The 14865-nt window shown below is 69.0% G+C and carries 10 protein-coding genes; 3 read left to right on the forward strand and 7 right to left on the reverse strand.

Annotated features, from left to right (window positions below; genetic code table 11):
- Positions 1-45: 45 nt before the first annotated feature.
- The 5 genes from AB0M70_RS09750 to AB0M70_RS09770 form a co-directional block, all read right to left on the reverse strand.
- Complete coding sequence (locus AB0M70_RS09750; RefSeq protein WP_365818221.1) at positions 46-1074, reverse strand: LacI family DNA-binding transcriptional regulator; 1029 nt, start codon at positions 1072-1074, stop codon at positions 46-48.
- Entirely contained in the window at positions 1071-3494 is a 2424-nt protein-coding gene (locus AB0M70_RS09755) for a glycoside hydrolase family 2 protein (protein WP_365818223.1), read from the reverse strand. The genes AB0M70_RS09750 and AB0M70_RS09755 overlap by 4 nt, the downstream gene beginning before the upstream one ends.
- Positions 3495-3580: 86 nt before the next feature.
- Positions 3581-4414, reverse strand: coding sequence for a carbohydrate ABC transporter permease (locus tag AB0M70_RS09760; RefSeq protein WP_365818225.1), 834 nt, complete (start codon positions 4412-4414; stop codon positions 3581-3583).
- Positions 4415-4465: 51 nt separating this feature from the next.
- Complete coding sequence (locus AB0M70_RS09765) at positions 4466-5422, reverse strand: sugar ABC transporter permease (RefSeq protein ID WP_365818227.1); 957 nt, start codon at positions 5420-5422, stop codon at positions 4466-4468.
- Positions 5422-6705: an ABC transporter substrate-binding protein gene (locus tag AB0M70_RS09770; RefSeq protein ID WP_365818229.1), complete on the reverse strand. Its 1284-nt coding sequence runs from the start codon at positions 6703-6705 to the stop codon at positions 5422-5424. The genes AB0M70_RS09765 and AB0M70_RS09770 overlap by 1 nt, the downstream gene beginning before the upstream one ends.
- A 258-nt stretch (positions 6706-6963) precedes the next feature.
- Here AB0M70_RS09770 and AB0M70_RS09775 point away from each other — a divergent pair, with 258 nt between their 5' ends.
- Positions 6964-7953, forward strand: a complete 990-nt coding sequence (locus tag AB0M70_RS09775) for a glycosyl hydrolase (RefSeq protein WP_365818231.1) — start codon at positions 6964-6966, stop codon at positions 7951-7953.
- Positions 7954-8240: 287 nt separating this feature from the next.
- Positions 8241-10406 (forward strand): MMPL family transporter, encoded by a 2166-nt coding sequence (locus AB0M70_RS09780; RefSeq protein WP_365818233.1) that lies wholly within the window; start codon positions 8241-8243, stop codon positions 10404-10406.
- A 9-nt stretch (positions 10407-10415) separates the two neighbouring features.
- On the opposite strand, the gene AB0M70_RS09785 is transcribed toward AB0M70_RS09780, so the two are convergent.
- The gene (locus AB0M70_RS09785; protein WP_365818235.1) at positions 10416-11321 is read right to left on the reverse strand and encodes an acyl-CoA thioesterase II; all 906 of its coding nucleotides are present in this window, start codon (positions 11319-11321) and stop codon (positions 10416-10418) included.
- Positions 11322-11364: 43 nt separating this feature from the next.
- Positions 11365-14001 (reverse strand): DUF3516 domain-containing protein, encoded by a 2637-nt coding sequence (locus AB0M70_RS09790; RefSeq protein WP_365818237.1) that lies wholly within the window; start codon positions 13999-14001, stop codon positions 11365-11367.
- On the opposite strand from AB0M70_RS09790, the gene AB0M70_RS09795 reads away from it, so the two are divergent.
- The gene (locus tag AB0M70_RS09795) at positions 14000-14794 is read left to right on the forward strand and encodes a metal-dependent hydrolase (protein ID WP_365818239.1); all 795 of its coding nucleotides are present in this window, start codon (positions 14000-14002) and stop codon (positions 14792-14794) included. The two genes, AB0M70_RS09790 and AB0M70_RS09795, sit on opposite strands and share 2 nt — an antisense overlap.
- Positions 14795-14865 lie beyond the last annotated feature (71 nt).

Here is a 14865-nt window from a genome sequence, read left to right on the forward strand (position 1 = left end):
TGATCGGAGGCATCAATGTCATTCTGCCGGAAGTGGCTGCGCCACCTATGGGCGCTTCGGTGGCGGGCCCGTGGACCCTCGTGGCGTGAGGGTGGGTGTGGGCACCTGGTGAGGCGCGACGCGCCGGCCGGACAGGACCTCATAGAGGGAGCGGGCCACATCCGCACCGAAGGCGTAGATGTCATGGCTCATGGCGGAGAGCGTCGGGTGGGTCAGCTTGCACAACTGCGAGTCGTCCCAGGCAAGCAGCGAGATGTCGGCGGGCACCCGCAGGCCCATCTCGGCGGCGACGGACAGCCCGGCCACGGCCATCAGGTCGTTGTCGTAGATGATCGCGGTGGGCCGCTCCGCCGCGGCGAGCAGCGAGCGCGTCGCCCGGGCCCCCGCCTCTCCGGAGAAGTCCGTGGCCAGCTGACGGCCTTCCGGCAGCCCCAGGTCGGCCATGGCCGAGGTGAAGGCGGCGCCGCGGATCACGCTGTGTCCCAACTCGGCGGTGCCGCCGATGCGGGCGATGGAGCGGTGTCCCAGGGCGGCGAGATAGCGCACGGCTTCGGTGACGGCCGTGGTGTCGTCCGTCCACAGCGAGGTGAACGGCCCTGTCAGCGAGGGGTGGGCGACAGCGACCACGGGCATCCCGAGCTGCGAGAGAACGGGGACGCGGGGGTCGTGCTCACGGAAGTCGACCAGGACGGAGCCGGCGATCTGCCCCGACCGCCACCAGTGACGCTGCAGTTCGATCTCCTCGTCCAGGCTCTTCACCAGGCGCAGGAGCAGGGCGCTGGACTGGTCGGAAAGGACGCTCTCCAGGCCCGAGATGAACTCCATGTAGAAGGGTTCGAGGCCGAGTTGCCGTGCGGGGCGGCTGATCGCGAGCCCGATCGTGCCCGTGCCCTGTTTGTTGAGCGCCCGAGCCGAGCGGTTCGGCTCCCACCCCATCGACCGGGCGACCTCCATGATCCGGGTGCGCGTCGCCTCCGACACCCCTGGTTTGTTGTTGAACGCCAGCGATACGGCCGCTCGCGAGACGCCCGCGCGGGCGGCGACATCCCGGATGGTCAGTCTCTGCTCCGTCATGCGGGCTCCACCGCGAACAGGGCCGCCTTGACCTTGGCGAGGGTGCCTGCGTCGTCGGAGCTCGGGCTCCAGCCGCGTACACCGATCGTCACGCTCTCACCGGGCAGCAGCGTCACGAGTCCTCGATCCGCTGTGGCCGTGGGCGCGACTCGGTCGGCCTGCAGCAGCAGGTCTCGCAGCAGCGTGCGGGCAGTCACCACGACGTCGACCCTATCCTCGCGCCGGACCACGTCCACCTCGTACGAGGGAACGGGATACGCGAACTCCTTGTCCGGCACGGGAAGGTGCAGGGCGCGCAGCCCGTCGGCGTCGGCGATCAGGAGTTCCTTGCCCGAGCCGGCATCGGGAAGCAGTTCGTCGGGGACATCCGCGCACACCACCGAGCGTCCGGCGGCGCGTACCGGGAGGATCGTCTGGGCCAGAGTGCGTCCGTCCGCCGTCATCCTGCGCAGCCGCACGTCGGTGACCCAGGCAGTCGCCGATTGGTTGACGGCGGCCACGACCAGGCGGCCGTCACGCGACTGGACGGTGAGCAGGCGGTCCGCGTAGAGCCGGCGCAGCTCGTGGTAGAGCGGCTTGAGGCGGCCGTCGCCGTCGATGGCGGCCCAGGAGGTGACCGGCCAGCAGTCGTTGAGCTGCCAGACCACGGTGCCCGCGCAGCGCGGCCAGTGGGAGCGCCAGTGCTCGATGCCGGTGGCGATGGCGCGGGCTTGATTGACCTGGGTCAGGTAGTGCCAGCGGTCGAAATCGTCAGGAAGGGTGAAGTGATGCTCAAGTCCCCGTGCCAGCTTGCCGTTTCCGTCCTCGGCCTTCTGGTGGTGGAGCATGCCGGGCGAGTCGGCCCGCAGTGGTTCCCCGGGCAGGGCGCGTCGGAGAGTGGCGTGGGCGGGCGGTGCCTGCCAGCCGAACTCGGCGACGAAGCGGGGCACCGTGTCGAGGTAGTCGGTGTAGTCGGTGCGGTTCCACACCTCCCAGGAGTGGGTGGTGCCGTGGTCGGGGTCGTTCGGGTGGTGGTCCCAGCTGCCGGACCACGGGCTGCCGGCCCAGTAAGGGCGGGTGGGGTCGAGTTCGGCGACGATGCGGGGGAGCAGGCCCAGGTAGTAGCCCTCGCCCCAGGAGTCGCCGGCGAGTCGTTCCTCCCACTGCCAGTCGCGAAAGCCCCAGAGGTTTTCGTTGTTGCCGTTCCACAGGACCAGAGAGGGGTGTGGCATGAGCCGGGTGACGTTCTCGCGGGCCTCGGCCTCGATCTCGGAGCGCAGGGGCTGTTCCTCCGGGTAGGCGGCGCAGGCGAAGAGGAAGTCCTGCCAGACCATGAGGCCCAGTTCGTCGCAGAGGTCGTAGAAGGCGTCGGCCTCGTAGATGCCGCCGCCCCAGATGCGTACGAGGTCGATTCCCGCCTCGGCGGCCTGGGTGAGGCGGGTGCGGTAGCGGTCGGGGGTGACACGGGAGGGGAAGACGTCGTCCGGGATCCAGTTGACTCCGCGGGCGAAGAGGCGCTCGCCGTTGACGGCCAGGGTGAAGCCGGTGCCGTGCTCGTCGGCTTCGGTGTCGAGGGTGACCGTGCGGAATCCGAGCTTTCGCTCCCAGCGGTCGAGGGTCCTGCCTTCCTCGTCGATGAGCTGGAGCTGGGTCTCGTGGAGTATCTGTTCGCCGTAGCCCCGGGGCCACCAGAGGGTCACGTCCGGTACCTCGACGGTCAGGATGGCGCTGTCCCCGGAGAAGGTAACGGATGCGGTGTGCTCACCGATGCGGGCGCGGGCGGTGAGCGGGCCGCTGCGGGTGCGTTCCACCTCGATGCGCAGTTCGGCGCGGCCCGCCGTTCCGTCGACCGTGACCAACGGGCGGACCTGATAGAGCCGCGCCGTCGACCAGTGCTCCAGGCGCACGGGGCGCCACATTCCGGCCGTGACCAGGGTCGGGCCCCAGTCCCAGCCGAAGGAACAGGCCATCTTGCGGATGAACTGGAAGGGCTCCGGATAGGAGTTGGGGCGCTCGCCGAGGGCGGTGCGTACGGCTTGGGCCTCGGTGTAGGCGGAGGTGAAGTGGACCGACAGGGGCACCTCGGCGTCCGGGCTCGCATCCGCGAGCCGACGGGTGATGTCGAAGCGGTGGCTGCGGTGCATGTTGCGGGTGCGGCCGATGGTCTCGTCGCCGAGCGTGATCTCGGCGACCGTGTCCAGGCCGTCGAAGACCAGATCGGTGCGCTCGTGGGCGGTGTCGCGCGGGCCGAGCACGGTGACGTAGGTCCAGTCGGTGTGGCCGACCCAGGCGACCTCCTGCTCGTTCCGGCCGAGGAAGGGGTCGGGGATCCGACCTGCTGCCAGCAGGTCGGTGTGGACGCACCCGGGGACCTGGGCGGGTATCGCGGTGTTCTCGTGCCGCAGCGTCCAGCCTTCGGTCAGGGTGGTGACGTCCTTCATGAACCGTGCTCCATTCAAAACGGTTGAGGGGTCTCGCACATGCGGTGAGGGGCCTTGCCCGTCCGGGTGCGGAACGGTCGGTGCGGTCACGACTTGACGGCCCCGTCCACCAGGGCGTTCTCCATGCGGCGCTGCAGTGCGATGTACACGGCGTAGACCGGGGCGAGGGAGATCAGGCAGGCGGCGGCGAGGGTGCCGTACTGGATCATCGTCGCGGAGGTGAGGGAGGGCAGGGCGACCTGCACGGTGCGCAGTTCGGGGTCCGGGCCGAGGATGACGAGGCTGAAGAGGTATTCGTTCCAGAAGCCGAGGAAGTTGAGGATCGCCACGGTGATCACGCCGGGTGCTGACATGGGGACGTAGATCTTCCACAGGACCGTCCAGCGTCCGGCGCCGTCCATCATGGCGCTCTCCTCCAGCTCCGGCGGGATGGTGCGCATGAACTGGGTGAGGAGGATGACCGAGAGCGGCAGGGCGGTGGCGGGCAGGAAGAGGATGAGGAACGCCTGCATCTGGAACATGCCGAGTTCGATGGCCAGCAGCACGGTGGGCACCAGGGCGGCGAAGGCGGGGACGAGGAAGCCGAGTCCGAAGATCTTCTCCACGACGGCGGCGGTGCGGCCGCTGCTGCGGGCCAGGCCGTAGGCGGCGGGGAAGGCGAGGGCCAGGGTGATGGCCTCGGCGCCGGCGGTGACGAGGACGGAGTTGCCGAGGGCTGAGCCGAGCGAGGCCAGGTCCCAGGCGTTCGTGAAGTTCTCGAAGAGCCACTGCGAGGGCAGGGCGAAGGGGTGGTCGAAGACCTCGGGGTTGTCCTTGAGGGAGGTGGTGAGGAGGTAGTACAGCGGCAGGATGAGGAGCAGTGCGTAGAACCAGGCCAGGATATGGCCGGTCAGCAGGCCGCTGCTGCGGCGGGGTGCCATGGGCAGCCTTCCCAGGTCGTTCGGGCTTGTTGGTTGCGGCTGGTGGGCCGGCTAGTGGTTCTGGCGCAGGAGGCGGCGGATGACGACCATGCCGATGAGTCCGGCGACGAAGAGGAAGACGCCGACGGCCTGGCTGTAGCCGACGTCCTGCTGGAGGAAGGCACGTTGGTACATCAGGTACGAGAGGGTGGTGGATGAGGTGCCGGGGCCGCCCTTGGTGAGCATGAGGACGGTCGCGGCGGAGCTGAAGAGCGTCCACAGGAACTGCAGCATCGTGGCGACGCCCACGAACCCCTTGCACATCGGGTACGCCACCTGCCACATCCGGCGCCAGTGTCCGGCTCCGTCCAGGGCGGCCGCCTCGTACATGGCCTCGGGCACGCTGGCGAGGCGGGCCGCGAAAAGAACCGCGGTGTAGCCGATGCCGCCCCACACGTCGACGACGATCACGGTGGCCAGGGCCGTCGAGGGATCGGCGAGCCAAGGAGTGGTCGCCGAGCCCAGGCCGAGGGACTCCAGCAGGCCGTTGACGCCGCCGTCCGGCGCGAACATCCCCACGAAGATCATCGCCTTGGCGGAGATCGACAGCAGGCCGGGGGTGAAGCACAGGACGCGCAGGGTGCGGTGACCGGGCGGTTTGAGCTGGAGGTAGTAGCCGAGCATGAAGGCGAGCGGGATCATCAGCGGCAGGGCGACGGCCAGTTGGATCCCGGTGTTGTGCACCGCGTCCCAGAAGACCGGGTCGTCGAACATCCGCCGGTAGTTGTCCGTCCCGGTGAACGCGTGCGGCGAGATGAGGCTCGCCCAGTCGTTGAAGCTGATGACGAACATCGCCACGACCGGACCGAGCATGAACACGCCGTACCAGGCCAGGGCGGGCACCGCGAAGAGCGCGGGGCCCCGTCCGCGCCGCCGACGTCGGACGGCGGCGCGGACGGGCGGCGGGGAGGCCGGCGGAGAGGGCGCCTTCGCGGTGGCGGGCCCGGATCGGGTGAGTGCGTCCGCCATCACTGGGCTCCGGAGTACGCCTGGTCGAGGGCGCCGCAGATCTGCTTGGCGTCCTTGCCCGGTCCGAAGGCGAGCGAGGTGGCCTGGATGAGCGGGGTGTTCGCGGCGGCCGGGATGTGCAGGTCGGGCAACTGGGCGTCGGTCGTGGCCTGCGGGATGTCGTTGATGGCGCTGTTCAGCAACGGGTCGTCGCTCTTGCGGTGCTCGGCGTCGAGCTTGACGGCCGGGTAGATGCTGGCGTCGGCGACGAAGCGGCCGGCCACCTCGGGCTGGTAGAAGTGGCTGACGAACTGCTTCACCGCGTCCTGCTTCTTGTCGCCGTTCGGACTGATCCAGAATCCGGTGCTGGTGTAGCCGGTGAACACGGTCGGCTTGTCGAAGGCCGCGCCCTGCGGCAGCGGCAGACCGGCCAGCTCGGTGGTGCCGCGGACCTTGTCCGGGACTTCGCTGAACGCCCAGGAACCCTGCGACATGATCGCGGCCTTGCCGGTGTAGTACTGGTTCTGCATCGCGTCGAAGGTGAAGCCCTGTGCCTTGTCGGCGAAGACGCCCGCGTCGCGCAGCTCGGTGAAGAGCTCGATGCCCTTCATCGCCCCGGCCGAGGCGCAGTAGCCGCCCTTGGCGTCGAGTTTCTGCGCGGCCTGCTTGTTCACGTACGACTGGGATATCTGCAGGAAGAGCTTCTGGCCGCTCCAGTCGTTACCGCCCACCGCCATGGGCTGGATGCCCGCCTTGCGCAGCTTCTTCGCCGCGGCGATCAACTCGTCGGTGGTGGAGGGGATGTCGTCGACGCCGGCCTTCTTGAGCAGGGAGGTGTTGTACCAGACCGGCCAGGAGAAGCCGGCGAACGGAAAGCCCATGGCCTTGCCGTCGGGGTTGGTCCACTCCTTGAGCGCTTGCGGTTCGGCCTTGTCCCTGAGCCCCCAGTCGTCGAGGTATTGGTCGACGGGGACGGTGGCGTCGTTCTTCGTCCAGGCGAGGGTCTTGTCGAAGAGGTTGACGAAGACGACGTCCGCCTCCTTGCCGGCGGCCAGCGAGGTCTCGTACGACTCGTCGAGGTCCTCGCCGGCCTCGACGATCTTGACCTTGATGCCGGACTCCTTGGAGAAGGCGTCGACCTCGTCGTAGAAGACCTTGCCGCCCGGCGTCGCCTTCAAGTACTGCGAGAGCACGGTCAGTTGCTTGGGATCGTCGGCGCTCGCATCGCCGCCCTTGCCGCACCCGGTCGCCACGGCGAACAGAGAAAGGGTGCCGACGAGGGCGATGGCGGTTCTGCGTGTCATCTGCCTTGTCCTTCAGGGGAGTTGCGGGCGGCCCTGACGCGGCCCGCTGACCTTGGCGCACAACCTAGACAGGAATTCCGGGCCCCGTCCATAGACCGATTCAGTTTTCTTTTGCTTGGAACAGGCGCCAATTCACCATGCATTACTGAACCTTTACTTAACTCGACACACATATAGACAACGTTGTCTCCAATCGGCAGAGTGTGCGCTCGACCGCGGGCCGCTCCGGTCTCGCAACCCCGACAGAGGGGCTTTCCCATGCACAGAAAACGCATCACCGCGTTTCTCGCGGCGGCGCTCCTTGCGCTGTGCCTCACCCCCGACGCCCAGGCTTTCCCGAGCAGTTCCAAGCAGCAGGTGATCAACTACCTGCGTTCCGTATCGGGTTCGAACATCGTGTCCGGCCAGCACAACAAGGAGCCCGCGAGCAATCCGGGCCAGTACACCCAGCAGGTCAAGGACGTCACCGGCCAGTACCCGGGCCTGTGGGGCGGTGATCTGATGTTCCGGGCCGAGGACGTCGCCAACCGGCAGCGGGTGATCGACCAGGCGAAGACGGAGTGGGCCAACGGCTCACTCGTGTCGCTGACCTGGCATGTCTGCCCGCCGACGATGGGCAGCTCCTGCGAGTTCGAGGGCGGCGTCAAGTCGCGCATCACCGACGCCCAGTTCGCGCAGGTCGTCACCAACGGCACGGCGCTGAACAACGCCTGGAAGCGCCGCCTCGACGAGGTCGTCCCGTACCTGCAGCAGCTGAAGGCGGCCGGAGTGCCCGTGCTGTTCCGGCCGTTGCACGAGATGAACGAGCAGTGGAACTGGTGGGGCAAGCGTCCGGGCGCGAACGGCGGGGCCAAGCTCTACCAGATCACCCACGACTACCTCGCGGGCAAGGGCCTGAACAACCTCATCTGGGTGTGGAACGTCCAGGACAACCCGGAGGGCGGCTGGGCGAGCTACTACCCGGGGAACAGCTACGTCGATGTCGCCTCGCTCGACGTCTGGTACAAGAACTACCCGAGCACCTCCGACTACCAGCAGCTCCAGAGCATCGCGGGCAGCAAGCCGATCGCCCTGGCGGAGATGGGCAAGGTCCCCAACGCGGCACTGCTCAACAGCCAGACCCGCTGGTCGTACTTCATGATCTGGTCGGAGCAGCTCAAGGGGAACAACACCAACGCCGAGATCCAGGCCTGCTACTTCCACCCACGCGTACTCAACCAAGGTGAGGTGAAGCTCCCGGCCGCCTAGGCCGGCACCCCCACCCGGGCGCGCAAGCGGCCCCTCACCCCCCTGGCGCGGGGCACGAGGGGCCGTCACCCGTTTCGCCGACCCTGGGTGCCGGGTGTGCCGACGTTGCGTTGAATCCGGAGTGACCTATGCCTTCGGGAGCAAGCATGTCTGTGCCACACGGGCCGAGCGAGCCACGGCCGAGCGCCCCACCGCCGGGGTCGGGCGCTTCACCCTCCCGGCCGAGTGCCGCACCGCCCCGGCGCGGACGGCTTCGGGGGATCGGGCAGTGGTGCGCCCGGCACTGTGTGACCGTCATCGTGGTGTGGCTCGCCGCGCTGGTCGGGCTGCAGGTCCTGAACTACGCCTACGGCGGCGCGTACTCCGACGACTTCTCCCTGCCCGGCACCGCGTCGCAGGAGGGCCTCGACGTACTCAAGGCACACGAGCCCGCGGCCGGCGGCTACAGCGCCCAGGTCGTCCTGCACGACGCGGCCAAGCCCCTCAGCGACCAGAGCGACCAAGTCGGCTCGGCGGTCGGCAGCCTGCAGAAGCTGCCCCACGTGCTGTCCGCGCAGAGCCCGCTGCCCGCACAGCAGCAGCCCGCCGGCACCCCGAACCTGGGGCCGCTGTCCTCCGACGGCAAGACGGGCTACATCACCGTCCGCTTCGACGTGCAGCCCTCCACGCTCGGCGCCGACTACCTGAACGGCGTCGACAAGGCGGTGCAGCCGCTGCGTTCCGCCGGCGTGGAGGTGGACTACGGAGGCCCGCTGGGCGAGCTCGCCCGCCCCGAGGCGGACGACCGCACGAGTGAGGCCATCGGGTTCGGTGTGGCGATCGTGGTCCTCCTCATCGGATTCGGCAGCGTGCTCGCCGCACTGCTGCCCCTGGTCACGGCGCTGGTCAGCGTGTTGTGCGGCCTTGCCTGCCTGGGGCTGCTCGCGGCCGCCTTCACCTTCGCCACCGTGTCACCGACGCTGGCCACCATGATCGGACTCGGCGTCGGGATCGACTACGCCCTCTTCCTCGTCACCCGCCACCGGCAGAACATCCTCACCCAGGACCCCGTCACGGCGGCGGGGCACGCCACGGCGACCAGCGGCCGGGCGGTCCTGGTCTCCGGATGCACCGTGATCATCGCCCTGTCCGGACTGTGGGTCTCCGGGATCTCGTTCATCGGCAAGCTGGGCCTGGCCGCCGCGGTCACCGTCGTCACGGCGGTGCTCGGCGCCCTGACCCTGGTGCCCGCCCTCCTCGGCCTGATCGGGCGCCGCATCGACAAGCTGCGGGTGCGGACCCCGATCGCCGAGACGAGCACCGATCCGGGGTCCACGGACCAGGGCGGCTGGCATCGCTACGCGCAGCGCGTGGAGCGGCGGCCCTGGTGGTTCCTCCTCGGCGGCGCCGTCGTACTCGCCGTCCTGTCCGTCCCGGTCTTCTCCATCCAGCTCGGGCACATCGGCGACGGGGCCGACCCGAAGTCCTTCACCGACCGGCGCGCCTTCGACCTGATGTCATCCGCCTTCGGACCCGGCTCGAACGGCCCGATGACCCTCGTCATCGACCAGAGCGACGTACCCCAGTCGGACCGGGCGGCACTGAAGAGCCAGGCGCAGAAGGCCCTCACCGACGTGCCCGACGCGGCCGCCATCACGCCGCTCACGACCACGTCGGACGGCGACGTCCTGATCTCCACCGCCTACTCCGTGGCCGCCCCGCAGGACCAGCGGACCACCGACCTGCACGAGAACCTGAGCGACGACGTGCTCCCGCAGGCGGTCTCGGGGACGAAGGCGAGCACCTACGTCACGGGGACGACCGCCGCGCAGGCCGACTTCCTGGAGATCGTCTCCAAGAAGCTGCCACTGATCATCGCGGTGGTGGTGGCGCTCGCCTTCCTCGTCATCCTCGTCGTGTTCCGCGGCCTGCTCGTCGCGGTCAAGGCCGCGGTGCTCAACGTCCTGTCGATCGCCGCCTCGTACGGGGTCGTGGTGGCCGTCTTCCAGTGGGGCTGGGGCGGACCGGCGCTCGGGGTTTCGGGGAAGGTCCCGATCGAGAGCTACGTACCGATGATGATGTTCGCGATCGTCTTCGGTCTGAGCATGGACTACGAGATCTTCCTGCTGTCCCGGGTCCACGAGGCGTGGCTGCGCACCCGGGACGCCAGGGCGAGCGTCGCCCACGCCCTGGAGATCACCGCACGGGTCATCACCTGCGCCGCACTGATCATGGTGAGCGTCTTCGCCGCGTTCGTCATCAGCGACAACATCGTGGTCAAGATGCTGGGGCTCGGCCTCGCGGCCAGCGTGCTCATCGACGCCACCGTGGTCCGTCTGCTGCTTGTGCCCGCGGTGATGACACTCCTGGGTAAATCCGCCTGGTGGGCGCCGCGTTGGATGGACCGGCTGCTCCCGCACATCGATGCCGAGGGCGAGAGCCAGGCCGCACCACCGGTCGCCAAGCCCGACTGAGGCGGCCGCTCACGCCCCCGTGGAGGGCCGGCCGTCCATGTGGCGCTCTCCGTAGGGCCTGAAGAGACCCTCCTGGACGACCGAGACCAGCAGCCTGCCCTCGAGGTCGTAGATGCGGCCACGCGCCAGACCGCGGCCGCCCGTCGCGATCGGCGACTCCTGGTCGTACAGGAACCACTCGTCCGCGCGGAAGGGACGGTGGAACCACATGGCGTGGTCCAGCGAGGCCATGTCGAAGCCGCGCGGGCCCCACAGGGGTTCCACCGGGATGCGGACGGCGTCCAGGAGCGTCATGTCGCTCGCGTACGTCAGCGCGCAGGTGTGGACGAGCGGGTCGTCGCCGAGCGGGCCCACCGCGCGCATCCAGACCGCGCTGCGCGGCTCGGCGTCCTTGATCTCCTCGGCGGTCCAGCGCAGCCGGTCCACGTAGCGGATGTCGAAGGGCTGGCGCCTGGCCATGCGCTCCAGCTGCTCGGGGAGCACCCCCAGATGCTCGGTGATCTCCTCGACGACCGTCGGCAGCGTCTCGGGGTCGGGAGCTGTGATGCGCGGCGGCAGCTGGTGCTCGAAGGCCCCTTCCTCGGGCTGATGGAAGGAAGCCGTGAGGTTGAAGATGGTGCGCCCCTGCTGGACCGCCGTCACCCGGCGCGTGGTGAAGGAGCGCCCGTCCCGCACCCGCTCGACCTGGTACACGATCGGCACTCCCGGACGGCCGGGCCGCAGGAAGTAGGCGTGCAGCGAGTGCACCGGACGCTCGCCCTCCGTGGTGCGCCCCGCGGCCACCAGGGCCTGCCCGGCGACCTGCCCGCCGAAGACCCGCTGCAGAGACTCCTGCGGGCTGCGGCCACGGAAGATGTTGACCTCGATCTGCTCCAGGTCCAGCACGTCGACAAGACGGTCGGCGGGATTGTTCATGGCGGTTCCTCGACTCCTGTCCGGGGGGAAGGGCGGTCAGCGGTCAGAGCTGGCCGACGTCCGTGACGCGGACGACGGCGCGGCCCTCCTCGTCGGAGGCCGCGAGATCGACCTCCGCGCTGATGCCCCAGTCATGGTCGCCGTTCGGGTCGGCGAACGTCTGCCGGACGCGCCACAGACCGTGCTCCGGGTCTTCCTCGATGAGCAGCAGCTTGGGGCCGCGCGCGTCGGGACCGGTGCCGAGATCCTCGTACTCGTCCCAGTACTTGTCCATGGCCGCGCCCCAGGCGTCCGCGTCCCAGCCGGAATCGGCGTCGAGCTCGCCCAGCTCCTCGACGTGGTCCAGCGCGGCGAGCTCGACGCGGCGGAAGAGCGCGTTGCGGACCAGGACGCGGAAGGCGCGGGCGTTGGCCGTGACCGGCTTGACCTGGTCGGCGCGCTCCTGGGCCTCCTCGGCGGTCATCACCTCGGGGTTGGCGAGCTGCTCCCACTCGTCGAGGAGGCTGGAGTCGACCTGGCGGACCATCTCGCCGAGCCAGGCGATGAGGTCCTCAAGGTCCTCGGACTTCAGGTCGTCCGGGATGGTGTGCTCCAGTGCCTTGTACGCGCTCGCGAGATAGCGAAGGACGATGCCCTCGGTGCGGGCGAGCTCGTAGAAGGACGTGAACTCCGTGAAAGACAGCGCGCGTTCGTACATGTCGCGGATCACGGACTTGGGGGAGAGCGGGTGGTCGCCGACCCACGGGTGGCTCGTCTTGTACGTGTTGTACGCGTGGAAGAGCAGCTCTTCCAGGGGCTTGGGGTAGGTGACGTCCTGGAGCCGCTCCATGCGGTCCTCGTACTCGACGCCGTCCGCCTTCATCAGCGCGACCGCCTCGCCGCGCGCCTTGTTCTGCTGGGCGGCGAGGATCTGGCGCGGGTCGTCCAGGGTGGACTCGACGACGGACACCATGTCCAGGGCGTACGAGGGGGATTCCTGGTCCAGCAGGTCGAAGGCGGCCAGGGCGAACGTCGAAAGGGGCTGGTTGAGCGCGAAGTCCTGCTGCAGGTCGACCGTCAGACGCACGATGCGGCCCGAGGCGTCCGGCCCGTCGAGCTTCTCGACCACACCGCCGTCGAGCAGCGAGCGGTAGATGGCGATGGCACGGCGGATGTGCCGCAGCTGCTGCTTGCGCGGCTCGTGGTTGTCCTCGAGGAGGTGACGCATCGCCTCGAAGGCGTTGCCCGGACGGGCGATCACCGCCAGGAGCATGGTGTGCGTGACGCGGAAGCGGGAGGTCAGCGGCTCGGGCTCGGAGGCGATGAGCTTCTCGAAGCCGGACTCGGTCCAGCCCACGAAGCCCTCGGGGGCCTTCTTGCGCACCACCTTGCGGCGCTTCTTGGGGTCGTCGCCCGCCTTGTTGAGCGCCTTCTCGTTCTCGATGACGTGCTCGGGCGCCTGCGCCACGACCAGGCCCGCCGTGTCGAAGCCCGCACGTCCTGCGCGGCCCGCGATCTGGTGGAACTCCCGGGCGCGCAGGGTGCGTACGCGCGTGCCGTCGTACTTGGTGAGGGCGGTGAAGAGGACCGTGCGGATCGGGACGTTCACGCCGACGCCCAGGGTGTCGGTGCCGCAGATGACCTTCAGCAGACCGGCCTGTGCCAGCTTCTCGACGAGGCGCCGGTACTTGGGCAGCATGCCCGCGTGGTGCACGCCGATGCCGTGGCGCACGTACCGCGAGAGGTTGCGGCCGAACTTGGTGGTGAAGCGGAAGTTGCCGATCAGCTCGGCGATCTTGTCCTTCTCCTCGCGGGTGCACATGTTGATGCTCATCAGCGACTGCGCGCGCTCGACGGCCTGTGCCTGCGTGAAGTGCACGATGTAGACCGGCGCCTGCTTGGTCTCCAGGAGCTCGGTGAGCGTCTCCGTGATGGGCGTCAGGCGGTACTCGTACGACAGGGGGACCGGGCGTGTCGCGGAGCGGACCACGGAGGTGGGGCGTCCCGTACGGCGCGTCAGGTCCTTCTCGAACATCGAGACGTCGCCGAGGGTCGCGGACATGAGGATGAACTGCGCCTGCGGCAGTTCGAGGATCGGGATCTGCCAGGCCCAGCCGCGGTCCCCCTCCGCGTAGAAGTGGAACTCGTCCATCACGACCTGGCCGATGTCGGCGTGCTTGCCGTCCCGCAGCGCGATCGAGGCGAGGACCTCGGCCGTGCAGCAGATGACCGGGGCGTCGGAGTTCACGGACGCGTCACCGGTCAGCATGCCGACGTTCTCGGTGCCGAAGAGCTTGCACAGGTCGAAGAACTTCTCCGACACCAGCGCCTTGATCGGAGCCGTGTAGAAGGTGACCTTGTCCTGGGCAAGCGCCGTGAAGTGCGCGCCCGCCGCGACCAGGCTCTTTCCGGAGCCGGTCGGCGTCGACAAGATCACGTTGGCTCCGGAGACCACCTCGATCAGCGCCTCCTCCTGAGCCGGATAGAGAGTGATCCCCGTCTCCTCGGCCCACGAGGAGAAGGCTTCGAAGAGGGCATCGGGGTCGGCATCCGGCGGCAGCTGATCAATAAGGGTCACACCCCCATCTTGCCTTCCTTCTGTCCCGATCCGGGAACCGGCGGTCTGCACGAAGATCACGAACGCTACGCTGTGTGGCCAACGGGGCGTCAGCACAACAGAAATGGGGCGGGCAACAGCCATGATGGGTCCGGCACACTCACTGTCGGGGGCCGCGGCCTGGCTCGGCGTCGGAGCGGCCGCGGCGGCCGCGGGGCACACGATGCCCTGGCCGGTCCTCCTCGCCGGAGCCCTGATCTGCGCCGGGGCCGCGCTCGCACCCGATCTGGACCACAAGTCGGCGACCATCTCGCGAGCCTTCGGCCCCGTCTCCCGGGGCCTGTGCGAGATCGTCGACAAGCTGTCGGCCGCCGTCTACAAGGCGACCCGCAAGCAGGGCGACCCGCGTCGCGCCGGCGGGCACCGCACCCTCACGCACACCTGGCTGTGGGCCGTCCTCATCGGGGCGGGCGCCTCCGCCCTCGCCATCTTCGGCGGGCGCTGGGCCGTCCTCGCGCTGCTCTTCGTCCATATGGTGCTCGCCATCGAGGGCCTGCTGTGGCGGGCCGCGCGCGGGTCGAGCAGCGATGTCCTGGTGTGGCTGCTCGCCGCGACGAGCGCCTGGATCCTCGCCGGAGTCCTGGACAAGCCGGGCAACGGCGCGGACTGGCTGTTCACCGCCCCGGGCCAGGAGTACCTGTGGCTGGGTCTCCCGATCGTGCTCGGCGCCCTGGTGCATGACATCGGGGACGCGCTCACGGTCTCCGGCTGCCCGATCCTGTGGCCCATCCCCATCGGCCGCAAGCGCTGGTACCCCATCGGGCCGCCGAAGCTGATGCGGTTCCGGGCGGGCAGCTGGATCGAGCTGAAGGTCCTGATGCCGGCCTTCATGCTGCTCGGGGGAGTGGGCGGGGCGGCCGCCCTCAATTACATTTGAGGATCTGAGGATCTGAGGACGGATTCTCGTTCAGGTGCGCCCCGGCGATGAGTTCTGGCCGGGAGCGGGGT

The sequence above is a fragment of the Streptomyces sp. NPDC051214 genome (assembly GCF_040682375.1).
Classification (GTDB): Bacteria; Actinomycetota; Actinomycetes; order Streptomycetales; family Streptomycetaceae; genus Streptomyces.

Coding starts and splice junctions, on each gene's coding strand:
- AB0M70_RS09750 (WP_365818221.1), bottom strand. CDS start 1,074: ATGACGGAGCAGAGACTGACCATCCGGGATGTCGCCGCCCGCGCGGGC.
- AB0M70_RS09755 (WP_365818223.1), bottom strand. CDS start 3,494: ATGAAGGACGTCACCACCCTGACCGAAGGCTGGACGCTGCGGCACGAG.
- AB0M70_RS09760 (WP_365818225.1), bottom strand. CDS start 4,414: ATGGCACCCCGCCGCAGCAGCGGCCTGCTGACCGGCCATATCCTGGCC.
- AB0M70_RS09765 (WP_365818227.1), bottom strand. CDS start 5,422: ATGGCGGACGCACTCACCCGATCCGGGCCCGCCACCGCGAAGGCGCCC.
- AB0M70_RS09770 (WP_365818229.1), bottom strand. CDS start 6,705: ATGACACGCAGAACCGCCATCGCCCTCGTCGGCACCCTTTCTCTGTTC.
- AB0M70_RS09775 (WP_365818231.1), top strand. CDS start 6,964: ATGCACAGAAAACGCATCACCGCGTTTCTCGCGGCGGCGCTCCTTGCG.
- AB0M70_RS09785 (WP_365818235.1), bottom strand. CDS start 11,321: ATGAACAATCCCGCCGACCGTCTTGTCGACGTGCTGGACCTGGAGCAG.
- AB0M70_RS09795 (WP_365818239.1), top strand. CDS start 14,000: ATGATGGGTCCGGCACACTCACTGTCGGGGGCCGCGGCCTGGCTCGGC.
- AB0M70_RS09790 (WP_365818237.1), bottom strand. CDS start 14,001: ATGGCTGTTGCCCGCCCCATTTCTGTTGTGCTGACGCCCCGTTGGCCA.